Source organism: Nocardia seriolae NBRC 15557 (genome assembly GCF_007990715.1).
In the GTDB taxonomy this organism is placed as follows: Bacteria; Actinomycetota; Actinomycetes; order Mycobacteriales; family Mycobacteriaceae; genus Nocardia; species Nocardia seriolae.
Map to the genome: position 1 here is coordinate 1 of NZ_BJWY01000113.1, position 25,179 is coordinate 25,179.

Annotated in this window: 23 protein-coding genes and 2 pseudogenes; 16 read left to right on the top strand and 9 right to left on the bottom strand. The window is 66.9% G+C overall.

The annotated features are described in order from the left end of the window. Nucleotides 1–243: 243 nt before the first annotated feature. The 3 genes from NS2_RS27510 (at nucleotide 244) to NS2_RS27520 (ending at nucleotide 2,526) form a co-directional block, all read left to right on the top strand. Entirely contained in the window at nucleotides 244–900 is a 657-nt protein-coding gene (locus NS2_RS27510; protein ID WP_045439143.1) for an MspA family porin, read from the top strand. 520 nt (nucleotides 901–1,420) lie between these two features. Further along, on the top strand, nucleotides 1,421–1,984 hold the full coding sequence (locus NS2_RS27515; protein ID WP_033090292.1) for a hypothetical protein: 564 nt from the start codon (nucleotides 1,421–1,423) through the stop codon (nucleotides 1,982–1,984). Next, the gene (locus NS2_RS27520) at nucleotides 1,966–2,526 is read left to right on the top strand and encodes a hypothetical protein (RefSeq protein WP_143161483.1); all 561 of its coding nucleotides are present in this window, start codon (nucleotides 1,966–1,968) and stop codon (nucleotides 2,524–2,526) included. The genes NS2_RS27515 and NS2_RS27520 overlap by 19 nt, the downstream gene beginning before the upstream one ends. Nucleotides 2,527–2,551: 25 nt before the next feature. Here the strand turns inward: NS2_RS27520 and NS2_RS27525 are convergent, their stop codons facing one another. Further along, the gene (locus NS2_RS27525) at nucleotides 2,552–3,031 is read right to left on the bottom strand and encodes a hypothetical protein (RefSeq protein WP_033090290.1); all 480 of its coding nucleotides are present in this window, start codon (nucleotides 3,029–3,031) and stop codon (nucleotides 2,552–2,554) included. A 517-nt stretch (nucleotides 3,032–3,548) separates the two neighbouring features. Between NS2_RS27525 and aceA the strand changes: the two genes are divergently transcribed. The 6 genes from aceA to NS2_RS27555 all read left to right on the top strand — a co-directional run bounded on the left by aceA (nucleotide 3,549) and on the right by NS2_RS27555 (nucleotide 10,383). After that, on the top strand, nucleotides 3,549–4,838 hold the full coding sequence (gene aceA / locus NS2_RS27530) for an isocitrate lyase (RefSeq protein WP_147207336.1): 1,290 nt from the start codon (nucleotides 3,549–3,551) through the stop codon (nucleotides 4,836–4,838). A 295-nt stretch (nucleotides 4,839–5,133) separates the two neighbouring features. Continuing rightward, on the top strand, nucleotides 5,134–6,021 hold the full coding sequence (locus NS2_RS27535; protein WP_033090288.1) for a 3-hydroxybutyryl-CoA dehydrogenase: 888 nt from the start codon (nucleotides 5,134–5,136) through the stop codon (nucleotides 6,019–6,021). Nucleotides 6,022–6,298: 277 nt separating this feature from the next. Beyond that, the gene (gene metE / locus NS2_RS27540; RefSeq protein ID WP_033090287.1) at nucleotides 6,299–8,608 is read left to right on the top strand and encodes a 5-methyltetrahydropteroyltriglutamate--homocysteine S-methyltransferase; all 2,310 of its coding nucleotides are present in this window, start codon (nucleotides 6,299–6,301) and stop codon (nucleotides 8,606–8,608) included. Between the two features lie 286 nt (nucleotides 8,609–8,894). Beyond that, a complete protein-coding gene (locus NS2_RS27545) occupies nucleotides 8,895–9,599 on the top strand; it encodes a helix-turn-helix transcriptional regulator (RefSeq protein ID WP_033090298.1) in 705 nt (234 codons plus the stop codon). 95 nt (nucleotides 9,600–9,694) lie between these two features. Beyond that, on the top strand, nucleotides 9,695–10,075 hold the full coding sequence (locus NS2_RS27550) for a VOC family protein (protein WP_033090286.1): 381 nt from the start codon (nucleotides 9,695–9,697) through the stop codon (nucleotides 10,073–10,075). A 116-nt stretch (nucleotides 10,076–10,191) separates the two neighbouring features. Continuing rightward, nucleotides 10,192–10,383, top strand: coding sequence for an antitoxin (locus NS2_RS27555; RefSeq protein ID WP_052086889.1), 192 nt, complete (start codon nucleotides 10,192–10,194; stop codon nucleotides 10,381–10,383). Nucleotides 10,384–10,506: 123 nt separating this feature from the next. On the opposite strand, the gene NS2_RS27560 is transcribed toward NS2_RS27555, so the two are convergent. Next, nucleotides 10,507–11,559 (bottom strand): NAD(P)-dependent alcohol dehydrogenase, encoded by a 1,053-nt coding sequence (locus tag NS2_RS27560; RefSeq protein WP_033090285.1) that lies wholly within the window; start codon nucleotides 11,557–11,559, stop codon nucleotides 10,507–10,509. A gap of 107 nt (nucleotides 11,560–11,666) precedes the next feature. Here NS2_RS27560 and NS2_RS27565 point away from each other — a divergent pair, with 107 nt between their 5' ends. Both NS2_RS27565 and NS2_RS27570 read left to right on the top strand, forming a co-directional pair. Continuing rightward, on the top strand, nucleotides 11,667–12,404 hold the full coding sequence (locus NS2_RS27565; protein ID WP_033090284.1) for a ZIP family metal transporter: 738 nt from the start codon (nucleotides 11,667–11,669) through the stop codon (nucleotides 12,402–12,404). A 116-nt stretch (nucleotides 12,405–12,520) separates the two neighbouring features. Beyond that, nucleotides 12,521–13,630, top strand: a complete 1,110-nt coding sequence (locus NS2_RS27570) for a S1C family serine protease (RefSeq protein WP_033090283.1) — start codon at nucleotides 12,521–12,523, stop codon at nucleotides 13,628–13,630. Here the strand turns inward: NS2_RS27570 and NS2_RS27575 are convergent. The 7 genes and pseudogenes from NS2_RS27575 to NS2_RS27605 all read right to left on the bottom strand — a co-directional run bounded on the left by NS2_RS27575 (nucleotide 13,627) and on the right by NS2_RS27605 (nucleotide 20,595). Then, nucleotides 13,627–14,193, bottom strand: a complete 567-nt coding sequence (locus NS2_RS27575) for a vitamin K epoxide reductase family protein (RefSeq protein ID WP_033090282.1) — start codon at nucleotides 14,191–14,193, stop codon at nucleotides 13,627–13,629. The genes NS2_RS27570 and NS2_RS27575 overlap by 4 nt on opposite strands. Next, nucleotides 14,190–15,017, bottom strand: a complete 828-nt coding sequence (locus NS2_RS27580) for a DsbA family protein (RefSeq protein ID WP_235263999.1) — start codon at nucleotides 15,015–15,017, stop codon at nucleotides 14,190–14,192. The genes NS2_RS27575 and NS2_RS27580 overlap by 4 nt, the downstream gene beginning before the upstream one ends. Nucleotides 15,018–15,167: 150 nt before the next feature. Further along, nucleotides 15,168–16,019, bottom strand: a complete 852-nt coding sequence (locus NS2_RS27585) for a polyphosphate kinase 2 family protein (protein ID WP_147207337.1) — start codon at nucleotides 16,017–16,019, stop codon at nucleotides 15,168–15,170. A gap of 85 nt (nucleotides 16,020–16,104) precedes the next feature. Next, nucleotides 16,105–16,812 (bottom strand): ESX secretion-associated protein EspG, encoded by a 708-nt coding sequence (locus NS2_RS27590; protein ID WP_033090279.1) that lies wholly within the window; start codon nucleotides 16,810–16,812, stop codon nucleotides 16,105–16,107. A 272-nt stretch (nucleotides 16,813–17,084) separates the two neighbouring features. Further along, a pseudogene (locus tag NS2_RS27595) lies at nucleotides 17,085–18,327 on the bottom strand (saccharopine dehydrogenase family protein). Between the two features lie 87 nt (nucleotides 18,328–18,414). Further along, nucleotides 18,415–19,782: pseudogene (locus NS2_RS27600) on the bottom strand (ABC1 kinase family protein); the annotation flags it as partial. A gap of 111 nt (nucleotides 19,783–19,893) precedes the next feature. Then, on the bottom strand, nucleotides 19,894–20,595 hold the full coding sequence (locus NS2_RS27605) for a TetR/AcrR family transcriptional regulator (protein ID WP_033090295.1): 702 nt from the start codon (nucleotides 20,593–20,595) through the stop codon (nucleotides 19,894–19,896). Between the two features lie 162 nt (nucleotides 20,596–20,757). Here NS2_RS27605 and NS2_RS27610 point away from each other — a divergent pair, with 162 nt between their 5' ends. From NS2_RS27610 to NS2_RS27630, 5 genes are all read left to right on the top strand, one after another. Further along, complete coding sequence (locus NS2_RS27610) at nucleotides 20,758–22,125, top strand: DUF445 domain-containing protein (RefSeq protein ID WP_081986235.1); 1,368 nt, start codon at nucleotides 20,758–20,760, stop codon at nucleotides 22,123–22,125. A 137-nt stretch (nucleotides 22,126–22,262) separates the two neighbouring features. After that, complete coding sequence (locus NS2_RS27615; RefSeq protein WP_033090278.1) at nucleotides 22,263–22,793, top strand: helix-turn-helix domain-containing protein; 531 nt, start codon at nucleotides 22,263–22,265, stop codon at nucleotides 22,791–22,793. Next, nucleotides 22,790–23,458 (top strand): heparin-binding hemagglutinin, encoded by a 669-nt coding sequence (locus NS2_RS27620; protein ID WP_033090277.1) that lies wholly within the window; start codon nucleotides 22,790–22,792, stop codon nucleotides 23,456–23,458. Before NS2_RS27615 ends, NS2_RS27620 begins: the two co-directional genes overlap by 4 nt. Nucleotides 23,459–23,603: 145 nt before the next feature. Beyond that, nucleotides 23,604–23,888, top strand: a complete 285-nt coding sequence (locus NS2_RS27625) for a DUF2516 family protein (protein ID WP_033090276.1) — start codon at nucleotides 23,604–23,606, stop codon at nucleotides 23,886–23,888. Nucleotides 23,889–24,086: 198 nt separating this feature from the next. Beyond that, a complete protein-coding gene (locus tag NS2_RS27630) occupies nucleotides 24,087–25,109 on the top strand; it encodes an alpha/beta fold hydrolase (protein ID WP_033090275.1) in 1,023 nt (340 codons plus the stop codon). Nucleotides 25,110–25,179 lie beyond the last annotated feature (70 nt).

The window sequence follows — 25,179 nt, forward strand, 5'->3', positions numbered from 1 at the left end:
GTACTAGCCGACCCGCACCGACCCGTTCGCCGACTCCGCCGATGAGCCGAGGGGTGTCCATCGGCGGCGGCCCGGCGGTCGCGAGCCGCCGGGAAACACAAGGCCCCGCACCGGATTCCGGTGCGGGGCCTTCGCGCGCGCGGGCGGGTGGTGATCTACCCCACAAGGGTAACTAAGAATTTGCTGAACGATGATGCTTGTGCTTCGCTCGGGCAGTTAGAAGCTTTGCGCTGATTGATATCTATGGGGGTGGAAGTTGTAGTGAAGGTAAAGTTCCTCGCTATTTCGACGGGTTTGCTGATGGTTTGTTCTTTGGGTGCGGGTGGTGCGTCGGCGGAGTTGGTCCGTAGTCCTGATCACACCGTCACCAAACCCACTGTCGACGGTTGGATCGCCGAAGCATCGTTGGTGGGCGTGCTGGTGAACACCGTCCCGAACTTGGCCCAATCCCCTTGGTCCCGGGAGGCGTTCATCGACGCCACCGCCGTCGGCAACGTCACCGGGCAGGGCAGCACCGGCGTGAAATCCGGGGTGCTGCGCACCGGGCTGCAATTGGGGTGCAACACCGACGTATCCAGCGGACTGCAGACCGGGTCGTCGGGGTCGATCGGACCCAACGCCTCGGTGACCGTCTCGGCTCAGCCGGGTGCCACCCTCGTCGGCAACGCTTCTATCTCCCCTCAGATCCAGACCACCATCAAACCCGGCGCCATCACCACCATTCCGCTCGGGGAGCGTGTCCTCGAGGGCGCGGTCGGCGCGTCGGACCTGACCGGCATACAGGTCAACGTCGACTCCTGTCTCGGTCCGGTGAGCGTGCGGGTCTATACCCAGTTCTCCATCTCCACCCACGTCGCCGACACCACTGTCAACGTCTACTCAGACCCCAGCACGATCTGATGGCAGCCTCGACGGACCCCCGCAACCCAGGCTTCTCCGCTCGGGCACTGGTCGTTGGGGTGGTGCTTGCGGTCCTGACCACAAGCGGTGTCCTTGCGATCGGTGAGGCCGGTGCGGAAACGCCCGCCGAGCGTTGCGCTCGCGAGACCGCCACCTACAACGCCGCCTGGGAATCGAGTTGGCGCGCAGCAAATCCCGGCAATCCCGCACCGCCCCCGCCGCCGGTACCGTATGTGTGCGCGGACCCGGGCACCCCGCCCACAACCACGACCACCCCGCCGCCGACCGCACCGGGGCTGCTGCCCACCCAGGCGCCCGGCGGCGGCGTGCAAGGAAACGCGGGCAACGCGCCCGGGCGTCTGTCCGACGGCGACGGCACCGATATCGTCCCCGGACCCACCACTGCGGCTCCGCAGCCACAAGCGCCCCCGGGCGGACGAGCACCTGCACAAGGGCGGCCGCAGGATGTCGCAGGCCCGGTCGAGCCGCAGGATCCCTCCTGTCCGGCCGGAGGGAGCGGGTGCGCCCGGCCGAACAGGAATGTCCCTCCGGGTATGTCGCACGCGGCAACAACCTGTGCTTCGGCGTGGTCAGCACCCAGGGCAAGGTGGTTCCGCCCGGTTCGCGCCCGCTGGCATCGCAAGCCAACTGCACCGCGAACCCCGCAGACCTGAAGAAGACGACCTCGTGGTCGAGCAAGACCGCGCTGACCAGTACTACCAGCAAGATGGAATCGACGCAGAACACCGTCGGCGGCACCCTCACCCTGGAAGGGGAAAGCAGCATCCCGCTGCTCGGGGGGATCAAAGCCTCGATGCAAGCCAAATACGAGAATCAGCAGAAGACCGATACCACCTGGCTCGACAGCACGACCAAGGAAGACACCTACACCGATACGACCGAGAACCGCTGGACGGTGAGCCCGGGCAGCGAACTCGAAGTCTCCCAACGGTATACCGACGTGTATTGGGAAGTGGTGCGCAAGCACTCGTTCACGAGAGTGACCGACGGGCACACATACATCCTGGAACCCAACAGCTATCAGGCGAAGGAACGGCCAGCCGAATGTTCTGCACCGAGGTGATGCGCATGTCCCATCGAGTAGCTCGCCGATCCGATACGGTCATTTCCCGCCGAGTGGCGTGGGCGCTTGCGGCAGGCGTGATCGGCACCGCGATCACAGGATGCCAATCGAACACCGACTCGGCACCGCCCCCGTCGACGACGTCATCCGCACCGGTGACAACCATGGCGTGGCCGGACCAGCGTCTGCGTCCCGCACCCGCCGTGCCGGGCGACACGGTGATCACTCGCGAGCAACTCATCGGCATGACGATGACCCAGGCTCGTGCCCTGCTGGACTCCGGTTCCTGGAAGCCGCAGATCCGGGAAGGAACGATCATCGGCTACGCGCCGGGCGAGCCGGTGCCGGACAAATCCAACATCGACACCTGGCGGATCTCCATGGCCTGTTTCAGCCCCGACTACACGGCCTATCTGATGGCAGAGGCGCCCGAACAATTCCGGGAGCAACTCATGCCCCGGATGTACGACAACCAGTACAGCTCACCGACTCCACAATGTGATGGCGGCTGGTCCAGCGTCAACCTGTCCAAGAAGCCCTAGCAGCGCGGCGCTAAGTAGCTTCCGCTCAGAACAGGGCCAGGGTGGTGAGTAGGCCGCTCAGCGCGATCGTCTGGAGGGCGACTCGGGCATTGAGGATGCTGTCCCATTTGGTCTGCAGTGCACGGGCATTCGCGGGGATGACGCCGGTTTGGGCGGCGGCGGTCTGTGCGGTGTTGATCGGCTTGGCGATCAGGACGTAGCAGGCCAGCCAGGTGAGCAGGGCGGCGAGCGCGATTCCGGCGGCGATTGCCGCGCCGAGGTGGCCGGCGGCGATGGCGATGACCAGGGTGAGGAGCGCGGTGATGACGCCGCCCGCGCCGAAGATCGGCATGCGCTTGTCGCCGTAGTGGTGGCCCCATCCGGCGCTGATGGTCATGGTGGCGTCGTCCAGGCGGTCGCGATAGACCGAGCGGGTGATGAGGGCGACGGACCAGTCGGTGCCGTAGACGACGGCATTGGCGAGAACGGCGAGGGCGGCGAGGAATTGGCCGGTCAGGACGAGCATCGGGGGCCTCTTTCGGCTGAAATCTAGCGACGCTAGGAACTGAAGCAACGATAACAAGCCAGAGCTAGGTTGTCTAGCGGCGCTAGATTTCACGGCTTTCGGTCGACCGAATGGTTTGAAATACGGACCCCGGTGGCTCGCCTCACAACCTTCAAGATCAGAATGAGTTGTGAAGGTGCTCACATCTGGACGGCCGTCGGCGCGTCATGCACCGGTGGCCCTCGTCACGCAAACAGTACGGGCGTTATGCAAAACCGCATGTCAGGCCTACCGGCGAGTAGATTCCACCGCTGCTATTCGCAAGCAAATTTTGCAGCATTAGCAAAATGCTGGTGAAAGCTAGTGCGGATTCACACTTGCAACAGGTAGACGCCCATTTTTTCCTGTGCCATCGTGTGAAAGTACACCTCGCGGGCCTAGCAAGTCTGCAAATTGCCGCTCCAGCAGTGGTCGAACATCCTTCGGAGAGATTCGACCGGCGGGGCTACCGAGACCGAACGAAGAAGTGGAGTCAGAGATGTCGAACGTCGGCACCCCGAAGACCGCTGCGGAACTCCAGAAGGATTGGGACACCAACCCCCGCTGGAAGGGCGTCACCCGCAACTACACCGCCGATCAGGTTGTGAAGCTCCAGGGCACCGTCGTCGAGGAGCACACCCTCGCTCGTCGTGGCGCCGAGATCCTCTGGGATCTCGTCAACAACGAGGACTACATCAACTCCCTGGGCGCCCTCACCGGCAACCAGGCCGTGCAGCAGGTCCGCGCGGGCCTGAAGGCCATCTACCTGTCGGGTTGGCAGGTCGCCGGTGACGCGAACCTGTCCGGCCACACCTACCCGGACCAGTCGCTGTACCCGGCCAACTCGGTGCCCGCGGTCGTGCGTCGCATCAACAACGCGCTGCTGCGCGCCGACGAGATCGCCAAGGTCGAGGGTGACACCTCGGTCGCCAACTGGCTGGCCCCGATCGTCGCCGACGCCGAGGCCGGCTTCGGTGGCGCGCTGAACGCCTACGAGCTGCAGAAGGCCATGATCGCCTCCGGCGCGGCCGGCGTGCACTGGGAGGACCAGCTGGCCTCCGAGAAGAAGTGCGGCCACCTGGGCGGCAAGGTGCTCATCCCCACCCAGCAGCACATCCGCACCCTGACCTCCGCGCGTCTGGCCGCCGACGTCGCCGACGTGCCGTCGGTGATCATCGCCCGCACCGACGCCGAGGCCGCCACCCTCATCACCTCCGATGTGGACGAGCGCGACCGTGAGTTCCTGGACGGCACCCGCACCGCCGAGGGCTTCTTCGGTACCCGCAACGGCATCGACCCCTGCATCGCGCGTGCCAAGGCCTACGCCCCCTACGCCGACCTCATCTGGATGGAGACCGGCGTGCCGGACCTCGAGGTCGCGCGCAAGTTCGCCGAGTCGGTTCGCAGCGAGTTCCCGGACCAGCTGCTGGCCTACAACTGCTCGCCGTCCTGCAACTGGAAGGCGCACCTGGACGACGCGACCATCGCGAAGTTCCAGCGCGAGCTGGGCGCCATGGGCTTCAAGTTCCAGTTCATCACCCTGGCCGGCTTCCACTCGCTGAACTACGGCATGTTCGACCTGGCCTACGGCTACGCCCGCGAGGGCATGACCGCCTTCGTCGACCTGCAGGAGCGCGAGTTCAAGGCCGCCGCCGAGCGTGGCTTCACCGCCGTCAAGCACCAGCGTGAGGTCGGCGCCGGCTACTTCGACACCATCGCGACCACCGTCGACCCCAACACCAGCACCGCTGCGCTGAAGGGCTCGACCGAAGAGGGCCAGTTCCACTGAGCCACCCGAAGCGGCTCGGATTGATCTGAGCCACTTCAGGTTCCGAGGACAACCCCGAGGCGGCAGTCGCATCACACCTTCCGCCGCCGCGGGACCTCAGGACTCGCCGAGAGAGATGGCAAGCCTCTCTCGGCGAGTCCACCCGCCCTTCCCGTCGACAGCCCCGGCGGGGAGGGCATTTTCCTATAGCGTTTTTTGCAAGACCGCTTTATCGAGACCTTAAGAAGGCGCAGGGTCGTTCAGTTATACGACGCCTTCATCCACAGCCACGACGGCCAAACAGCAGGAGCAGGACGTGAGCAGCGAAAAGATGCAGCGCGTCGGCATCATCGGTGCCGGACAGATGGGCGCGGGTATCGCAGAGGTCTGCGCCCGGGCGCATGGCGATGTCCTCGTCTTCGAGCAGACTCGTGAACTCGCCGCCGCCGGTCGCGCCCGCATCCTGCGGTCGCTGGATCGCGGCGTCTCCAGTGGCAAGATCACCGAGCGCGAGCGCGAGCAGGCCGCCTGGCGGCTGCGCTTCACCAGCGACCTCGGCGACTTCGCCGACCGCCAGCTGGTCGTCGAGGCCGTCGTGGAGAACGAGGACGTGAAGACCGCGATCTTCGCCGAACTCGACAAGGTCGTCACCGATCCGAACGCGGTGCTGGCCTCCAACACTTCCTCCATCCCGATCATGAAGATCGCCGTGGCCACCAACAACCCCGAGCGGGTCGTGGGCATGCACTTCTTCAACCCGGTCCCGGTGCTGCCGCTGGTCGAGCTGGTCACCACGCTCAAGACCACCGACACCGTCACCAAGCGCGCCGAGCAGTTCGCCGCCGACGTGCTGGGCAAGCAGGTCGTGCGCTCCGCCGACCGCTCCGGCTTCGTGGTCAACGCGCTGCTGGTGCCGTACCTGCTCTCCTCCATCCGCATGGTCGAATCCGGTTTCGCCACCAAGGAAGACGTCGACAAGGCCATGGTGCTGGGCTGCGCCCACCCGATGGGCCCGCTGGCCCTGACCGACCTGGTCGGCCTCGACACCGTGAAGTCCATCGCAGACTCCATGTACGAGGAGTTCAAGGAGCCGCTGTACTCCGCGCCCCCGCTGCTCTCGCGCATGGTCGAGGCCGGGCTGCTCGGCAAGAAGGCCGGAGCGGGCTTCTACCAGTACAGCTCCCCCGCCTCCCCGCGTACTTAGCGGGCGGCTGAGAGCCGTCGGCGTCTCGCACCCGTGCCGGCGGTTGGGTGCCGAACCAATTTTGGACGTACCCGGTGAGTTACCCCGAAACTCGCGAAATCAGTTGTCGCGTTGGGTCGCGGTGCTTGCCGGGCCTTCGGCCACGGCTCTCCGAGAGTGCGGAGCGTTATTCACCCAAGGTGCGCGTCGCCGGGCTTGTGGCGGCGTCCACCTCAACCGGGCATAAGCTGCAAACAGGTCGTTCGGGACCGGCAGCTCGGAAGGAGTGTCCGTTCAGATGGTCAACGTCACCGGCGGGTTCGGATCCAGCATCCTGGGATACCCGAGAGTCGGCGAGCACCGGCAACTCAAGCGTGCTTTGGAGTCGTACTGGCACGGCGCACTGTCCCGCGACGAACTTCTCGCTGTCGGGCGCGAGATCCAGGAGAGCCAGTTCCTGGAGCTGGCGGCTACCGGGTTGACGCAGGTCCCCGGCAATACCTTCTCCTTCTACGACCACATTCTCGACAACGCGCTGCTGTTCGGTGCGGTCCCCCAGCGGTTCGAGCCCTATCGAGAAGGCTTGGATCCGTTGGACTTCTACTTCCTGATGGCTCGCGGCCGCCCGGATCTGCCGCCGCTGGAGCTGGTCAAGCTGCTGAACACGCCGTACCACTACAGGCAGCCGGAACTCGAGACCGACACCGAATTCTCGCTGCACCCCGAGGCGCTGCTCGACGAATTCGACCGCGCCAAGGCGCGCGGCATCGAGTTGCGCCCCGTGATCCTCGGCCCGCTGTCGCTGCTGCTGCTGTCCAAGACCGGACACGTCCCCGGCGAAACCGAATTCGACAAGCTGGTGCTGCTGGACAAGCTGCTACCGGTGTACGAGGAACTGTTCGAGATCCTGGCCAAGCGCGGCGCCACCTGCGTGCAGCTGGACGAGCCTTGCTTCACCAGCGACCGCTCGCCCTCGACCATGGAACTGTTCGAGAAGACCTACCAGCGGCTGTCCAAGGCCCCGCTGCGCCCGCGCATGCTGGTCACCGGGCAGTACGGCGACTTCGGTGAGGCCACCGAAATCCTGTGCCGCACCGCGGTGGAGGCCATCGGACTGGATCTGGCCAGCCACCGTGTCGTGCCCGAGGACCTGGCCGAGATTCCCGGCATCAAGCGCAAGCGCCTCTACGCGGGCGTCATCAGCGGCACCAATGTGTGGCGTGCCGACCGGTACGTGACGCTGGAGTACCTCAACAAGCTGGCCCAGGTCTGCCCCGACATGGTGGTGGCGACCGGCGCCACGCTGCTGCACGTGCCCTACGACGTGCTCGTCGAATACGAGCTCGAGGGCCCCGTCGCCGACCGCCTCGCCTTCGCCAAACAGAAGGTGCTGGAAGTGGTTTCGCTGGCCAAGGCGCTCACCGAGGGCCCCTCGGAGAAGTGGCGCAAGAAGCCCACCTCGGTGCACTTCAAGCAGAAGCACGCGGTGCGCCAGCGCGTCTACGCCGTCACCCCGCAGATGCGGGTGCGCGAACCCTACGAGACGCGAAAGATCGCGCAGCAGGCCAAGCTTCGGCTGCCGCTGGTGCCCGCCACCACGCTGGGCTCGTTCCCGCAGACCGCGGCGGCCCGGCAGGCCCGCCACGACCTGGACCAGGGCCGGTTGTCCCAGGACGACTACCGCAAGCTGATCGAGGCCGAGATCGAGTCGAGCATCCGGTTGCAGGAGGACATCGGCCTCGATGTGTTCGTGCACGGCGAGCACGAGCGCAACGACATGATCCAGTTCTTCGCCGAACAGCTGGACGGCTTCGCCACCACCCACTTCGGCTGGGTGCAGGTGTACGGATCCCGTTGCGTGCGAACGCCGATCGTGTACGGCGACGTGGCACGTCCCGAGGCCATGTCGGTGTCGTGGACGACCTACGCGCAGTCGCTCACCGACAAGCCGGTCAAGGGCATGGTCACCGGCCCGGTCACCATGCTGGCCCGCTCCTTCGTGCGCCAGGACCAGCCGCTCTACGAGACCGCCGACCAGGTGGCGCTGGCCATTCGCGACGAGGTCGTGGACCTGGAGAAGGCGGGCATCGCCATCATCCAGGTGGACGAGCCCTCCATCCGCGAGCTGCTGCCGCTGCGCAAGAAGGGGCAGGCCGAATACCTGCGCTGGGCGGTCGGGGCGTTCAAGCTGGCCACCTCCGGCGTCAAGCCGGAGACCCAGATCCACACGCACATCGGCTATTCCAGCCGCGGTGACGTGGTGGCGGCCATCGAGGAACTCGACGCCGACGTCACCGCCATCGTCGCGACCCGCTCCATCGAGTGGGTGCTGGAGGCGCTGAAGGAGGACTGCGCCGAGGGCCGCGGCCTCACCCACGGCGTCGGCCCGGGCGTGTACGAGTCCCGTTCTGCGCGCATCCCCGACATCGACGAGCTGGACGAATTGCTCACCGCCGCAGCCGAAGCCGTCACCCCGGAACGTCTGTGGGCGAACCCGGACGGCGGTCTCAAGACCCGCCACCACTGGCAGCTGGACCCGTCCCTGCGCAATCTGGTCGCGGCCGCCCGCCGCGTCCGCCGCCGGGCCGAGGCCGCCGAAACCGCCTGAGCCGGTAGCTTTTCCGCGAACCCCGGTTCGACCTCACGGTCGGATCGGGGTTCTCCGTTTCACGAATTCGTCATGAATGCCGGATTAGCCTGTCATCCAGGGTTTTTCGAACAGGCGGTCATGGATCCGACGGGTAAGGGCGATCGGCCGGCGGGCGATCCGGAGACGGAGAAGCAGTGGTACGACACCTACAACCAGAAGGGTGATCAGCCGGTCCAGGATCCCCCCTGGAAATCGGGACGCTGCCGGCGGCGAAATTGTCGGTGCCCGCCGCTACCGTGTGGGCGTGAACCGCACCGACCGGCTCTATGCGATTGTCGAGGAGTTGCGGGCGGTGTCCCCGCGACTGCGCACCGCACGGGAATTGGCCGCGCGGCACGGGGTGAGCGTGCGCACGGTCGAGCGGGACATCAGCGCGCTACAGCAGTCGGGCGTGCCCATCTACGCCGATGTCGGGCGTCGTGGCGGGTACGCGCTGGAGAAGAGCATGTCGTTGCCGCCGTTGAATTTCACCGCTGCGGAGGCGGTGGCGCTCGCCGTCGCGGTGGCGCGGGCCGGAGACGGGCCTTTCGCGGCGGCCGCGCAGAGCGCGTTGCGCAAGATTCTGGCCGCGATGTCGAAGCAGAACGCCGACACGGCACGGGAATTGGCGCTGCGGGTGCGCCTGCTGGAGTCGCCGGAGTTCGTCGCCCCGATGCCGGTGCCGCCCGAGGTCGAGCAGGCGGTGGTGGCGCGGCGCGTACTGCGCATCGAATATCTGGACGGCGCGGGCGTGCTCAGCGAGCGCGAGGTGGAACCGGTGGCCCTGCTGCACGGGAGCAATGGCTGGTACCTGCTGGCCTGGTGTCGTTTACGCGACGAGCCGCGCAATTTCCGGCTCGATCGGATGAAGGGCATCGAGCTGACCGAGTACGTCGGGCCCGAGCGATCCATCGAAATGTGCAGTCCGAAGGAACCGGTGCACGAGGTTCGGATGATCTCGCTCGCCTGAGCGAAAAAGCTCGGAAACACCGACAGGGGGTTGTCGCGGAGCCGGGATATCGTGGTGGGGCAAGACAATCCACCATGACTTCAGGGGAGACAGAGATGACCACTCCGCCCTTCAACACCGTCGCCTGGTTCCAGGTCGGCAGCCATGAGCCCGAGCAGGTGAAGGCGTTCTACCAGGAACTCTTCGGCTGGAACTTCGCCCAGGACCCGAACCAGGACGGCAACTACGACCTCGTCACCTACCCGGGCAGCGAAATGCCCGTCGGCGGCATCGCCCATCTGGACGACGCCTCGGGCAATCACGCCATCTTCTACGTCCTGGTCCAGGATGTGCCCGAGATCCTCGCCGCCGCCGAGAAGGCGGGCGGCAAGGTGTTCGTGCAGCCGGTGACCGCCGCGAACGGCCTGGTCTTCTCCGAACTGCTCGACACCTCCGGCAATCGCTTCGGCATCTTCAGCCCGCCGCCGGCGAACTGAGCGCCCGCACGCCCGGCAAGCTCGGCGAGCCCCGGCAAGCCGTGACCGGCTCCGTCCCCGCCCCGGTTAGCCTTGTCGGCGAAGCCGTTTCGAGGACAGGAGTGTGGATCGTGGGCATGTTCGACCAGTTGAAGGACGCGGCGGGCAAGGCGGCGGAGCTGGCGGGCCAGCACACCGACAAGCTGGAGCCGCTCATCGACAAGGCCGGCGATCTGCTCGACAAGCAGACCGACGGCAAGTTCGAGGGCGCGGTGGACAAGGTGCAGGACGCCGCCAAGCAGGCGCTGCGCGAGCAGGCGGGGCAGTAGGGAAAGGCTCGGCCATCGAGCATCCGGCGGCGTCATTGCCGCCGGATTCCCCACCGCCACCGCAAGATTCGCCATCGGCGCCGGTTGCGGACTTCAGCGCAGTGCCCGAGAGCGGTTCCGGCGTTACATGGTCGCGGTGTCGATGACGAAGCGGTAGCGCACATCCGAGGCGACCACGCGGTCGTAGGCCTCGTCGATGCGGTCGGCGGAGATCACCTCGATCTCCGCGCCGATGCCGTGCGCGGCACAGAAGTCCAGCATCTCCTGGGTCTGGGGGATGCCGCCGATCATGGAGCCCGACAGTGAGCGGCGGAATCCCGCGAGGGTGGAAGCCCGCACGGAGTAGGGGTTTTCGGGCAGGCCCAGCACCACCAGGGTGCCGTCGAGCTTCAGCAGCTTGAGATAGTCGTCGATCGGCAGATCGGCCGAGACGGTATTGATGATGAGGTCGAAGGAACCGCGCAGCTGCTTGAAGGTGGCGCGGTCACCGGTCGCGTAGTAGTGGTGCGCGCCGAAGCGCACCCCGTCCTCCTGCTTGGACAGCGAGTGGCTGAGCACGGTGACCTCCGCGCCCATGGCGGCCGCGATCTTCACCCCGACGTGCCCGAGCCCGCCCATGCCGATAATGGCGACCCGCTTGCCCGGCCCGGCATTCCAGTGCCGCAGCGGCGAGAACAGCGTGATGCCCGCGCACAGCAGCGGCGCGGCCTCGTCCAGCCCGATGCCCTCCGGAATCGACAGCACGAAACCCTCGGGCACCACGATCTGCGTGGAGTACCCGCCGAAGGTGTAGCCACCGGCCTGCTGTTCGGTGGGCACCGCGGAGTTGTAGGTCCAGACCAGGTTTCGCGTGCAGTACTGCTGCTCGCCGGCCAGACAGGGTTCGCACTCGCCGCAGGAATCGACCATGCAGCCCACACCGACCCGATCGCCGACGCGGTGGCGGGTCACTTCGGATCCGACCGCGGCCACGATGCCCGCGATCTCGTGCCCGGGCACGCACGGGTAGGTGGTGCCACGCCATTCGTTGCGGGCGGTGTGGATGTCGGAGTGGCAGATGCCCGCGTATTTCACATCGATCAGCACATCGTGGGGCCCGAGCTCGCGGCGTTCGATGGCGATCTTCTCGAAGGCCCCGTCCGGGGCGGATACGGCATATGCGGCAGCTGTGCTCATGCACTCATGCCTACTCCCGCATCCCGGCCATCATCAACCGGGGGTGGGATATGTCCCGTTCGGCGCGGCGCGGCGATCCGGCCACAGAGGCTCGGCATGCTGGCACGATGGCGATTCTGCTGTCCCTGATCTCGATGTGCGCCACCCTCGTCGGCGGGCTGCTGGCGGCGCGCATCGGCGACCGCAAGCGCCTGGTGCTGGGCCTGGCCGCGGGCGTCATGCTGGGCGTGGTGGCCTTCGACCTGATGCCGGAAGCGCTCGAGGCCGACGAGCGGATCGTGCTCGGCGTCCCGGTCCCGCTGCTGGCCGCGGTGGTCGGCTTCTTCACGGTGCACATCATCGAGCGGTCCATGGCCATTCACACCGGCTATGAGGACGAGTACGTCGCGCACCGGCACGACCACGACTTCAGCGCGCTGGGCCTGCTGGCCGCGGGCGGGCTGGTGTTCCACAGCACGCTGGACGGGCTGAGCATCGGATTCGGTTTCCAGGCCGGTGCCGCGGTGGGCGCGGCGGTGGCCATCGCGGTCATCTGCCACGACTTCGCCGATGGTTTCAACACTTTCACCATCACCACGCTCTACGGCAATGCCCGCAAGCACGCGCTGATCATGCTGATCCTGGATGCTCTGGCCCCGGTGGTCGGCGCGGTGATCGGTACGCTGGTGAAGGTCCCGACCGAACTGGTCGGCCTCTATCTCGGCTATTTCGCGGGATTCCTGCTGTACCTCGCGACGGCCGATATCCTGCCCGAGGCACACGCGGGCAAACCCGCCAAGGGGCCACTGGTGTGCACACTGACCGGGGTGCTCTTCATGCTCGGCGTTGCCGCCCTGAGTCACTGAAATACTGCTATAAAAACGCGCTCAGCTACATCAAGCGTGTAGCAAGTGGACAGATGTACTGGTACACCAATAGATACAGCTCGAGCCGGGCGGACGATCCGCAGTCGGGAGGGTCCGTGGACGACAGCAGACGCCGGGACAGCAGACGCCGGGGCCGGGGCGGCCGCACGCTGGCTCTGCTGATCGCCGCGGTCGTCGGCTTCGCGGGATTCCTCGGCTACCGCGGCGAACTACCGCGCTGGTCCTTCGCCGACGACGCCACCGCCAGTAGCCTCGTCGGCCCGTCGCTGCCGCCGCTGGACGTCGACCTGGTCTCCAAGGTGGCCGAACCGGCCCTGGTGAACATCACCGCGGGCATCCGCCCCTACGGCCTGGGCGCCGCCGGTTCCGGCATCGTGCTCAGCGCCGAGGGCGAGGTGCTCACCAGTCATCACGTCATCAAAGGCGCTGACACCGTGACGGTTTCGGATGTCGGCACCGGCGCGACCTACACCGCCACCGTCGCCGGTTACGACTCCGCGGCCGATATCGCGCTGCTGGAGCTGGCCGGGGCCGACGGCCTGCCGGTCGCCCGCATCGGCAGTTCCGCCCCGCTGCACCTGGGCGACGACGTGCTGGCCATCGGCAATGCGGGCGGCACCGGCTCACCGACCGCGGTGGGCGGCCCCATCACCAATCTGGATTCGACCATCGTGGCCCGCAATGCCGCCGACCTGTCGCGAAAGTCCCTGCACGGCATGATCGAAGTGGCCGCCGCGGTCGCCGCGGGCCAGTCCGGCGGCGCGCTGGTGGACCGCTACGGCGCGGTGATCGGCGTCGTCACCGCCGCCTCCGGGGACGTGGCCAAGGCAATGGGCAAGGGCCCCAACGGCTATGCCGTCCCCATCGACACCGCCATGAACGTGGTGCGCCAGATCCGTTCCGGCACACCGACCGATACCGTCCACATCGGCCCCACCGCCACCCTGGGCATCCTCACCTCCGACGCGCAGCCCGCCGGCGCGCGCATCGACGTGGCCGTCTACGGCCTGCCCGCCTACACGGCCGGACTCGCCGACGGCGAGATCATCACCGCCCTCGACGACCGGCCCGTCACCACCTCACAAATGCTGAAAGCCGCACTCAACGCCCATAAACCCGACGATGTGGTGCGGCTCGGGATCAGCGATCCCACGGGCGGCCACCGGACGGTGAGCGTGACGCTCACCGTCGGGCCACCCAACTAGAACTTGCTGTTCCAGTACGACTGGAACTGGATGTACACGATCAGGACGACCACCGCGTAGAAGACCGCGACCAGCGTCCACCGCCACTCCACCAGGATCTGCAGCAGCCCGCGCGAGCGCCCGAACAGCAGTCCGGTCACGATGGCGAACATGGCCGGGGTCACCGTCCACACCACCATGCACCACGGGCACAGCGCGTGGATCTCGAAGGTCGCGTCCCAGACCAGCCAGCCGATGGCGGCCACGCCGACCAGCAGGCCCAGCCACATGCCGCCGAAGAACCAGCGCGGCAGCGAGATTCCGACCACCAGCAGCAGGGCGATGGTGACGAACACCGAGAAGCCGACCACGCCGATGATCGGATTGGGGAAACCGAACAGCGACGCGGAGTCGGATTCCATCACCGTGGTGCACGAGAAGGTCGCGTCGATGCTGCACATCGGCTTGTAGCCGGGTTCGGTGAGCGACTTGAACTTCTCGACCAGCAGCGTCACCGACGCTCCCCAGCCGATCAACGCGCCCAGCAGCAGCGGCCAGGCCGAGCGGGGGCCCGCCGAAATCATCCCTTGGCCGCGTTCTCGATCACCGGGGTGATGCCGCCTGGGGTCATCAGGACCTTGGGGTCCTGGATCTGGGTGCCGTTCACATACACCGCCGGGGTGCCCTGCACGCCCGCGTCGAAGGTGGCCTGGGTCTCGTTCTCCACGTACTTGGTGTACTTGCCGTCGCGGATGTCCTGTGCGATGGACGGATCCGTGTACCCGGCATCGGTCGCGATCTGGATGAGCTGGTCATCGCTCATACCGTTGCCGTTCTCGGCGGGCTGCTTGCTGAACATGGCGGCCAGCCAGCCCTGGAACTTGGACGGATCGGCGGAGCCGACCACATACGCGGCGTTGGCGGCGCGGGTCGAGAACTTGTTGCCCTTCGACATCCGGTCGAGGAACGAGATGACGTTGTACTCGACCACCGCGGTGCCGTCGGTGGCCGCCGTCGCCAGCGCCTGCGCGTTGGCCTTCTCGAAGGTGGCGCAGATCGGGCACTGCATATCGGCCACGACCTGGACGGTCACCTTCTTCTTGCCGCCCGGCGTGGCCGCGTTCGGATCTCCGACCCGGATGGCGCCGCCCGCGGTGACATTGGCCGGGATCGGCCCGGCGCTCGCGTCGTGTTTGACAACCGGGGCGAAGGAGGTGGCGGTGGCGGACGACTTGTTCTGGTTGTCGTCGGAGTGGCGCAGCGCCAGGGTGATGCCGATGGCGGCCACCAGACCGATCAGGACCGCGGCCACGCCCACCTGGATGAAGATCTTCCGATTGCGATCGGCCTGTGCCGCTTTCGCCAGCGGATTCTGACCTGTCGGTTTCTTGCTCACCTCTGCGCTCACCACGCCTTCCGTTGTCACGACACGTGCGCGCCCATCTTCACCCGAGAACCTGAGAGATTCCTGCATGCGGGCACGACGAGTCGCGCCAGGTGTTCCGCGGGGAGCGATTTTCCGTGGCTGAGGGCGGAAGTTCACCCGCTGGGGTGTGCATCACTCCTGGGCGAGGCGCTTTTGCTGCTCGGCGATATCGAAGTCGGCGCGCGGCCAATCGAGCTTGAGACCCTGCAACGCGTCGATGAGCAACTCGGTGACGGCCAGCCGCGCGTACCCCTTGGAATCGCAGGGCAGGACATACCAGGGCGCGTGGTCGGTGTTCGTACGCTCCAGGACCGCTTGGTACGCCTCTTGATACTGCGGCCAGTACGCGCGCTCGTCGATATCGCCGGGGTTGAACTTCCAGTACTTGTCGGGCCGCTCGAGCCGCTGCATGAGCCGCTTCTTCTGCTCGTCGAGCGAGACGAACATGGCCACCTTCACCACGGTCGTGCCGTCGTCCACCAGCTTGCGCTCGAACTTGTTGATCTCGTCGTAGCGCTTGCCCCAGACCTCCGGAGGCACCAGGTCGTGCACCCGCACCACCAGCACGTCCTCGTAGTGCGAGCGGTCGAACACGCCGATCTGGCCGCCGCGCGGCAACTTCTTGCGAATCCGCCACAGGTAGTGGTGCTTGCGCTCCTCGGCCGTCGGCACGCCGAAGGCCGCGTGGTCCACGCCCTGCGGGTCCACCGAGCCGATCACGTGCCGCACGATGCCGCCCTTACCGGCGGTGTCCATGCCCTGCAACACCAGCAGCACGCTGCGGGTATCGCCGGAACGGCCATTGGCGTAGAGCTTTTCCTGCAGATCCGACAGCACCGCGCGACGCTCCTCGAGCAGGAGTTCCCCGGCCTTCTTGTCACCCTTGAAGCCCGGGGTCGCGGATGGGTTCAGATCGCTGACCCGCACGCCGTCGGCGCGCAGCGCCTTGGTGACCGGTTTGGACCAGGAAGTCGCCTTCGCCATTCCTCATGGTTAGCACGCGCCGATGGTCCGCGCAGGCAACCTCGCCGAATCGGACCCGAGCGACCGATCGGACCCGAGCGCCCAATCAGACCCGGGCGAGATGCACCAGCTGGGCGGCCAGTTCCTCATCGGTGACCGGGGTCAGGGACAGGTCGGCCGCGGTGGTGAGCAGGTAGCGGCCGTCACCGGAGAAGTCCAGCCAGGTGCGGTGCCGAGTCGGCGGGGACAGCGGATTCGCGGGTTCGACCGTGACGGTGATGAATCCGCGCCCGTCCACCGGTTCTCGCAGTTTGCGGCGGAACCGGTCGGCCTCCTCGCCGGTGCCCGCGGCATCCGGATAGAGCACCGCCTGCTGTGGTTCGCGCAGCGGCTCCAGCTGTCCCGGCGGTGCGGAACCGATGACCTCCACCAGCTCGCGCCCCAATTGCTCGGCCGGGCACAGCGATACGCTCACCGCGTCCGGCAGCGAGACCAGAATCCCCGCCCGCTGCTGCGCCACCGCCGCGAAGGCGAGGATGCGCCGCGCGCCCGGGTCGATGGTGCGCTCCCCGTACAGGGTGACGGTCGTGGTGTCGGTGCGGGCGCACAGCGCCAGCGCCGCGGCCAGCTCCGGATCGGTGCGCCGCAGAAACCGCGCGGGCGACCCGCCCGGCGGGGTGATCGCGAATCGTGCTGCGTCCTCGGCGCTCTCGGGCCCGGCCGGACTCGTATCCAGCGGATACGGACGCCGCGCCAGATGGGTCTCACGAGTCCAGATCATCGCGAACTCATCCGGGGTCAGGATCCATTTCACGAGGCCGACCCCCCTTTCTCCGGTACCACCTCCGTCCCGTCCGCGACCCTACCGGAGAGATTCTGCGGGTGCTGCCCGTCGCCGAACACCACAATCTGTGACCTACCGCACTCCCGCAACGCTTTTGCTATCGCTGCCGAACGCCGCCCCCTCAATCGGGCTGTGGCCCGGGGTGATCGGCGAGCCGGGCGAAGGCAGCGCCGCACCCCGGACGTGAACCTCGAGTTCGGGCTCCTGCGTTCGGATTACACGCTCCGGTCGGAGCGCCCGGGTCAGGCGGGGGTGACCTCGATGGTGATGCCCGCGGCGCGGAGGCGGTCGGTGAGGGCGTCGCCCATGGCGGAGGCCGGGGTGAGGATGCCCGCCAATTCGGGGAGGGTGTCGAAGGCGAGGCAGAGGCCGGATTGGCCGAGCATGACCGAGGTGGCCTGGTAGCCGGGGTCGCCCTTGCCTGCGAAGGTGCAGAGGTATTTCGCGCCGGAGGTGGTGTGGGCGAAGGTGCGCATGGTGAACCAGCCGCTGCGGCGGGTATGTTCGCTCGGGCCGGTGCCGGGCTTGGGGACGATGCGGTCGATGAGCTTGCGGCCCATGGCCGCTCGGGACAGGACCGCGCCCGCGGCCATGGTGGCCACGATGCCGCCCGCGATACCCGCGGCGACCAGGGGCGCGGTGGCCGAGGAGCCCGCGCTCATGACCTCGCGGTAGCGGAAGTTCTTGCCGTAGGGCCAGCCCAGCAGGCCGTTTGGAGCGGCGCACGATCTTGGTGTTGTGCGCGCCCATGATGAAGGTCGCGACCCAGCCGTCCAGGCGGGGGTCGATGGCGGAGGCGCGGGACAGGGCCTGATCGCTCTGGCGGCCGACGTCGGGCTCCATGGACTTGTCCGGGCTCAGCGAATACGGGTGCGACATGATCGAACCCTTCTTCGGGTCCGCGGCGATGGCCTCCATCATGGCGCGGCCGGAATCGATGGTGCCGCCGCTGGCCCCGCCCTTGAGGCTGGCGACCAGGGTGACGTCGGTGAGCTCGCCGGTATTGTCCGCGACGCTGCGCTTGTAGAGCTGGTACACGCTCAGATCCGACGGAATCGAGTCGTAGCCACAGGAATTCACGATCTTCGCGCCGGTCTCGGCGGCCTTCTCGCCGAAACGGTCGATGCAGTCGCGGATGAACAGCGGCTCACCGGTGAGATCGGCGTAGTGCGTGCCGTTCTCGGCGCACGCCTGCACCAGCGGGAAGCCGTAGCGCAGGTATGGCCCGACGGTGGTGACGACCACCTTGGTCCGCGCCGCCAGCGCGTCCAGGCTCGCCTGATCGGTGGAATCCGCCTGCACCAGCGGCCATTCCGCGGCGGCGGCACCCAGCTCGGAGCGTACGGCGGCCAGCTTCTCGGCCGACCGGCCCGCCAGCGCGATGCGCGCCCCGGCGGGCGCGGACTCGGCCAGATACTGCGCCGTGAGCTTTCCGACGAAACCGGTCGCTCCGAATAGGACGATGTCGAATTCCCTGTTGGCCATTGCTTTTCCCATCGGGTGAGGTTTACGCCTTCGCGGCGCGCTTACGGGTCTTCTTGGTCGGCCCCCGGTGGTCGGCGTCGGAGCCGGGCGGCTCGCCAGCCATTCGTGATGCGCGCGCCCGAGTTCGGTGACCGGGTCCTCCCCGTACAGCCACTCGCGGGCGATGCGATGCCAGTTCCCGGTCGCCTCCAGCTGCCCCAGCATGCCGAAGGTGAGGAAGTCCGCGCGCCGCGAGAACAGATGCTCGGGCGGCAGGTTCTGCTGCTTCATCCCGGCGAAGTCGGTGGCCCGCGGGTCCACCGCCAGCACGAAAGCGCCGGAAGCCAATTCGGGTGTGATGGTGAGTTCCTCGTCCACCAGCGCCCACTCGCACGCCGCCAGCACGTACTCCAGGCACTCCTCGGGCGTGATCTCCTCGGCCGATTCGATGACGCCGCGCTTGATCATCAGATCGCGCAGCTCCTCCGCGCGCTCCTCGGCCGCGGCCCGGATGCAGATGGCCTCGAACTGCACGTGCTCGGGATCCATCCGGTTGTAGAGCCCGAAATCCAGGAACGCCACCCGCCCGTCGGGCCCGAGCAGCAGATTGCCCGGATGCGGGTCCCCGCAGAATTCGTTGAACGTGAACAGCGAGCCCACGTAGAACCGGTAGATGATCTCGCCGATTCGATTGCGTTCCGCCGCGGGCAGTTCCCGGATCTCCTCGAATCCCCGGCCCGCGAAGTACTCGCTCACCAGCACCCGGGTGGTGGACAGCTCCGGGTAGGTGGTCGGCACCACGATGAAGGGGTGTCCGGTGAACAGCTCCGAAATCTGCTTCTGGGTATTGGCTTCGGCGACGTAGTCGAGTTCGCTCTCCAGATTCAGCCGCAACTCGTCGAGCACGGCCGGGGTCACCCACGGCATGGCCGACTGCAGGATGCGCCGGAACATGGCCAGGTTCTTCAGATCCGCGCGCACCGCCGCGTCGATCCCGGGGTACTGCACCTTCACCGCGACCTCGCGCCCGTCGTGCAGGGTCCCCTTGTAGACCTGCCCGATCGACGCCGCGGCCACCGGCTCCGGATTGAACTCGGCGAACACGGCTTCCAGCGGCTGCCCGAAGTCCTCCTCGATGACGGCCCGCATGACATCGAACGACACCGAGGGCGCGCTGTCGCGCAGCACCGCCAGCCGCCGCTGGAACCGCTCCCGATGCTCCGGCGGCACCAGATCCAGATCCAGCACGGACAGCATCTGCCCGAGCTTCATGGCCACGCCCTTCATGGTGCCCAGCACCATGACCATCTGCTCGGTGGCCCGGATCATGGACTCCTCGGCCATCCGCGCCCGCACGGCCTCGGATCTGCCGCGCATCGATCGTCGAGTCTTCTGGGCCCGCAAGGCATTACCCGCGACGGCAATCCCCAGCTTCGTCCCCCGCGCGAGCCTGGATGTGGGCAGCTCTTTCGCCATCAGTGACCCTCCATGGGAGCCAACACCCCCGTTGGTGCCGACACGGCGGAAACCGCGTGAGTGGTCCGCCGTGAATCAGCCTAACCAGGCCGGGAACTCGAGTGCTAGCTGTCAGCTAGCAGTATTTTCCGGATCGGGCAGCACGTGCGTCTTCGAGTTGAAGTAGTGCCGGTCGCCGCCCGCCCGGACCATGCCCTCGATGGCGCTCCACGCCATCATCGTCAAGTAGTCGAGCATTTCCTCGCTGGACATGGTGCGGTTGGAGATCCACCAGTCCGTCGCCAGCTGCACGCCGCCGACCAGCACGTAGGACCACAGCATCGACCCCTCGGTCTGCACGCCGCGGTCGAAGGACTTGTCGATGATGACCGCCGAGACCACCTGCGCGAAGAGCTTCTCGAAGTCGGCGAGGGTGGAGGTGTCGGTGGCCGAGCCGTTGCCCATGATGAATCGGTAGACATCGGTGTCCGAATCCACCGTGTGCACGTACGCCGCCAGCGTGTTGCGGACCAGTTGGTATTCGTCGAGGTCGTCGCTGATGGCCTCGTAGATGCGCGGCATCAGCGTGGTCTCGATGAACCGTTCCATGGTGGCGCGGGTCAGATCCTGTTTATCCGAGAAGTACCGGTACAGCACGGTTTTGGAGACGCCGATCTCGGCGGCGATCTCGTCCATCCCGGCGTCGCCGCCGCGCTTGCGGATGGCGGCCAGGGTGCCGTCCACCAGCTCCTCGCGGCGATCGATCTTGTGCTGTTGCCAGCGGCGTTTGCGGCCGTCGACGCGACCACCGCGTGGGCCGGTGGCCGCCTCCATGGCGGCACTCACGGTGCCTTTGGTGGTCACGCTGCGTTGGCTCCTTGTTCGCGTCCTGGGCCTGGGCCTATTCAGCTTAAGCCTCCCATGCTGTGGATCGGCGTCGATCGGGACGGGCCCGGTGACGGGGAGTTCGTCACACCACGCGCCAGAATGGAAGATATGGAGCAATCCACCGGCAGCGCCGGGGTACTCGAAACCACCGAGCCCGGGCCCACGAAGACCACCCCGCCCGCAGGCAGGACCACACCGCCCGGCGGCGCGTTGGCCGACTTCCTCGACGAAGAAGGCAAGAAGCGCGAGCTGTGGCGCATGAAGTCCATCGCCACCGGCTTTCTGGCCGCCGCCACGATCATCTACATCTTCTGCGCCTGGACCGCGTCGCGCGGCGCGGGCGGGGAGTGGGTCGGCTATGTGAAGGCGGCCTCGGAGGCGGGCATGGTCGGCGCGCTGGCCGACTGGTTCGCGGTCACCGCGCTGTTCCGCCATCCGCTCGGGCTCCCGATTCCGCACACCGCCATCATTCGCAAGAAGAAGGACCAGGTGGGCGCGGGCCTGGGCGAATTCGTCCGGGAGAATTTCCTGTCCCCGGACGCCGTCGCCGCCAAGGTGAATTCCGCGCAGATCTCGCTGCGGCTGGGTCGCTGGATGGCCGAACCGGAGCACGCGGAACGCATTTCCGACGAGAGCGCGACCATTCTGCGCGCGGTCATCGGCGTGCTGCGCGACGAGGATGTCGAGCAGATCATCGACAACACCATCGTCAAGCGCATTGCCGAGCCGCTGTGGGGCCCGCCCATCGGCAAGGTGCTCAACGAGCTGATCGCCGACAACCGGCAGGCCCCGCTGCTGGATCTGCTGGCCGAGCGCGCGCACCAGTGGGCGCTGGATTCGCAAGAGACCCTGGACCGCATCGTGCATCGGGACGCCCCTTCCTGGGCCCCGAAATTCGTGAATTCGCTCCTGGCCGAGCGCATTTATCGGGAGCTGGTGGAATTCACCTGGAAGGTGCGCACCCAGCCCGATCACGAGGTGCGGCTGGCGGCCAACAGGTTCCTCGAGGATTTCGCCCACGATCTGCAATACGACGACGCCATGATCGAGAAGGCGGAAAAGATCAAGACCGAGCTCATGGGCAGGCGCGAGGTCACCGGCATGGCGCAGGCCACCTGGCGGGCCGCCAAGCGCCTGATCATGGAATCGGCCGAGGACCCGAATTCCACGCTGCGGCGCAAGGTGTCGGAGAACGTGCAGCAGCTGGGCGAGCGGCTCTCGACCGATCCCGAGGTCCGCGACAAGGTGGACGGCTGGCTCGAGCGCGGCGTCCGATACCTGGTGGCGAACTACGGCGCCGAGTTCGCGACACTGGTCAGCGACACCGTTGCTCGCTGGGACGCGGACGAGGCGAGTCGCAAGATCGAATTGGCGGCGGGCAAGGATCTGCAATTCATTCGCATCAATGGCACGGTGGTCGGTTCGCTGGCGGGCCTGGTGATCTACGCGGTATCCCATTTGCTGTTCAATGGCTGAACATTTGACCAATAAGCGCTGCGGACGCAGCGCTGGGTGTTTGCCCACGGTGGCATCGCAAGACTGTGCTAGCAGAGCGCTTGCAAGAGTTAGCACCCCGTCCTAGAATTGACCACACAACCGCCGGAAGGTGAGTGATGAAGCACGATCCCGAGGTTCCCGAACCGATCGAAGGCGATCCGGAGACGTCCGCCGCCGCAGACCGGTCGGGCCGCGTAGCCAACGCGGCTCACGACATCGGGGGCTTCATCCGGGCGCAACGCGAGGCCGCCCAGGTCTCGCTGCGTCAGCTCGCACAACTGGCGGGGGTGAGCAATCCGTACTTGAGTCAGATCGAGCGGGGGTTGCGCAATCCGTCCGCCGAGGTGCTCGCGCAGATCGCAAAGGGTCTGCGGGTCTCCTCGGAGGTCTTGTACATGCGGGCCGGGTACCTCGAGCAGAGGCCGCACGGCCCTGTCCGGGATGCCCTGCTGGCCGACGTCAATCTGACCGAGCGCCAGAAACAGGTCCTCTTGGACATCTACGAATCGTTTTGCCGAGAAAACCAGGCGAACGAGGACAGAGGGGACGCAACGGACCTTAAGGGGGGCGTTCCCGGGGGAAACAGGGACAACGAGGTTCCGCACCGCACAACCGAAGTTCCGCCACGCCAGGAGAACGAACCATGACCGAGCCCAAGCTCACCGCCACCGTGACCAAGCCGATCTACGCCACCGTCGGCGCGGGCGACGCCATCTACGCCGCCGTGCTCGACGCCGTCTCGCAGATCCGCGAGCGCGCCAATTCCGCCGACGTGCCGGGCCGCATCGAGGAAGCCCGCGAGCGCTTCGCCAACCTGCCGGCCGACCTGCAGGGCCAGGCCGAGACCCTGCGCCAGCGCGTGCAGGCGCTGCCGTCCGAGCTGCCCGAGGACCTGGCCGAGCTGCGTGAGAAGGCCACCCCCGAGGAGCTGCGCAAGCTGGTCGACCAGTACTACCATCAGCTGCTGGACCTCTACGCCGACCTGGCTGCCCGCGGCGAGGAGACCGTCGAGAAGCTGCGCAGCAACCCGGCTTTCGAGGAGCGCTTCGCGCAGGTCGAGACCCGCTACAACGATCTGCTGGCGCAGACCCAGGACATCATCGGCAAGGTCTCCGAGCAGGTCGGCCCCTACATCGGCCTGGCCAAGGAAGAGGCCCCGGTCGAAGAGGCCGTGGACGCCGAGGTCGTGGACGTGACCACCGAGACCGCTCCGGTCGAGGACGAGGCCCCGGTCAAGAAGGCCGCCCCGGCCAAGAAGGCTCCGGCCAAGAAGGCCGCTCCCGCCAAGAAGGCCGCGCCCGCGAAGAAGTAAATCGCGCGCGCCGCGAAAGAGCTTGTCGCCCTCGCACACTGACGTGTGCGGGGGCGACTGCCGTTCGTAAACGTTGTGTTCGGATGGCCGTGTCGCGGCCAGAAGCCCCGGTGGCAGGGGCTGCGCTCCGTATGATGGTGGGGTGATGGGAATCCCCAGCCTGATCTTGACGGTATTGCAGCTCTGCGCGCTAGGTATGACGGTCTTCGCTCTCGTGCACGCGATTCGGCAGCGCCCGGATGCCTTCACGGCCGTGGACAAGCTGACCAAGCCGGTGTGGATCGCCATTCTGGCGGCGTCGCTGGGCGCCCTGTTGCTGGTCGGCACTCCGGTGGGGATTCTGGGCATCGCGGCGGTCGTCGCGACCGGCGTCTATCTCGCCGATGTCCGCCCCAAGGTCGATGAGATCCAGCGCGGCCCGCGCTGGTAACCGGCCCCGATTCTCTCGGCCGTCACCCGGATCGCCCGGGTGGCGGCCGATTTTTCTTTTACGCCGATGTTCTTTTTCACACGAATGGCCTGGCCAGGGGTGAGCTGCGTTCCGACTCGGAAACTTTTCGGGTGCTTGCACTAGCAAGCACCCGTGACGCGGGTTACTGTATCTAGTAGTAACACAAAGGAGTGTCCTATGCGGGCAATGCTGCCTCACTCTTCGGACCTCAGCCGAAAGGTCCGCGACCTGGTGCGAGCGCACCGGGCGGAGCTGCGCACCCGGACCTACGGCAATGCGGATCTGAACCCGCCGGCCGGTCCCTGCGAGGTCGTACCGGTGGTCGCCGCCGATGGCGCCCGGCTCCGCGTCCACGCCTACGGTCCCGCCGATGGCGACGTCATCGTGCTGGTGCACGGCTGGACCTGCTGCCTCGAATACTGGAACCCCCAGATCAACGCCTTCGCCGGCGAATACCGCGTCATCGCCTACGACGTGCGCGGCCACGGCGAGAGCGAACTGGGCACCGCCCCGCTCACCACCGATCGGCTCGCCGACGATCTCGCCGATGTGCTGGACACCGTGCTGCAGCGCGGCCAGCGGGCCGTGCTGGTGGGTCACCGCCTGGGCGGTATGACGATTCAGGCCTGGGCGGGCCGGTATCCGCACCGGGTGCAGCGCCAGCTGCTCGCGGTGCTGCTGACCAATACCGCCGCCGGTGATCTGATCGCCGAGACCACCGTGATCCCGTTCCTCAATCGCGGACTCGCCAGGCTGCCGTTCCGGGCCGGCCTGCTCGGGCTGAGCGCGCCGATTCTCTTCCCGCCGATCGCCCCCGTGCGGTGGATCTTCCGGCGGCAGATCATGAGCCTGGCCACGGTCGGCCACCTCGCCGAGTTCGGCCTGAACATCGTGCGCTCGTGCCCGGCGCGGGTGCGTGGCCGTTTCGGAACCCTGTTGTCGCACTTGGATGTCGGGCGCGGGGCGGCGAAACTGACCGTTCCGACGACCGTCATCGCCGGGTCCGCGGACGATATGACCCCGCCCGTGCATTCGGAGCGGATCGTCGAAATGCTCACCGAAGCCGGCAGTCTGGACGGCTACAAGATCCTGCCGACCGGTCACCTCGGGAATGTCGAGGCGTACCAGGAGTTCAACGTCGAACTCGCCCGGGTGGCCAAGTCCGCGTTCGGAATTCCGGCCCGGGTGGTCGGAGCCTGAGGGGTGGGGACCTTTTCCTCACCCTTGGTGCCCTATTTCGGGGCGGTTACCGCCCCGACCATGAAACTCG

Excerpts from the sequence above, each read along its gene's own strand:
- NS2_RS27550 (WP_033090286.1), top strand. The coding sequence starts at position 9,695 with ATGACCACTCCGCCCTTCAACACCGTCGCCTGGTTCCAGGTCGGCAGC.
- NS2_RS27525 (WP_033090290.1), bottom strand. The coding sequence starts at position 3,031 with ATGCTCGTCCTGACCGGCCAATTCCTCGCCGCCCTCGCCGTTCTCGCC.
- NS2_RS27605 (WP_033090295.1), bottom strand. The coding sequence starts at position 20,595 with ATGGAGGCGGCCACCGGCCCACGCGGTGGTCGCGTCGACGGCCGCAAA.
- NS2_RS27555 (WP_052086889.1), top strand. The coding sequence starts at position 10,192 with ATGTTCGACCAGTTGAAGGACGCGGCGGGCAAGGCGGCGGAGCTGGCG.
- NS2_RS27565 (WP_033090284.1), top strand. The coding sequence starts at position 11,667 with ATGGCGATTCTGCTGTCCCTGATCTCGATGTGCGCCACCCTCGTCGGC.
- NS2_RS27560 (WP_033090285.1), bottom strand. The coding sequence starts at position 11,559 with ATGAGCACAGCTGCCGCATATGCCGTATCCGCCCCGGACGGGGCCTTC.
- NS2_RS27575 (WP_033090282.1), bottom strand. The coding sequence starts at position 14,193 with ATGATTTCGGCGGGCCCCCGCTCGGCCTGGCCGCTGCTGCTGGGCGCG.
- NS2_RS27520 (WP_143161483.1), top strand. The coding sequence starts at position 1,966 with ATGTTCTGCACCGAGGTGATGCGCATGTCCCATCGAGTAGCTCGCCGA.
- NS2_RS27585 (WP_147207337.1), bottom strand. The coding sequence starts at position 16,019 with ATGGCGAAGGCGACTTCCTGGTCCAAACCGGTCACCAAGGCGCTGCGC.
- aceA (WP_147207336.1), top strand. The coding sequence starts at position 3,549 with ATGTCGAACGTCGGCACCCCGAAGACCGCTGCGGAACTCCAGAAGGAT.
- NS2_RS27630 (WP_033090275.1), top strand. The coding sequence starts at position 24,087 with ATGCGGGCAATGCTGCCTCACTCTTCGGACCTCAGCCGAAAGGTCCGC.
- NS2_RS27615 (WP_033090278.1), top strand. The coding sequence starts at position 22,263 with ATGAAGCACGATCCCGAGGTTCCCGAACCGATCGAAGGCGATCCGGAG.
- NS2_RS27625 (WP_033090276.1), top strand. The coding sequence starts at position 23,604 with ATGGGAATCCCCAGCCTGATCTTGACGGTATTGCAGCTCTGCGCGCTA.
- NS2_RS27510 (WP_045439143.1), top strand. The coding sequence starts at position 244 with ATGGGGGTGGAAGTTGTAGTGAAGGTAAAGTTCCTCGCTATTTCGACG.
- NS2_RS27620 (WP_033090277.1), top strand. The coding sequence starts at position 22,790 with ATGACCGAGCCCAAGCTCACCGCCACCGTGACCAAGCCGATCTACGCC.
- NS2_RS27610 (WP_081986235.1), top strand. The coding sequence starts at position 20,758 with ATGGAGCAATCCACCGGCAGCGCCGGGGTACTCGAAACCACCGAGCCC.
- metE (WP_033090287.1), top strand. The coding sequence starts at position 6,299 with ATGGTCAACGTCACCGGCGGGTTCGGATCCAGCATCCTGGGATACCCG.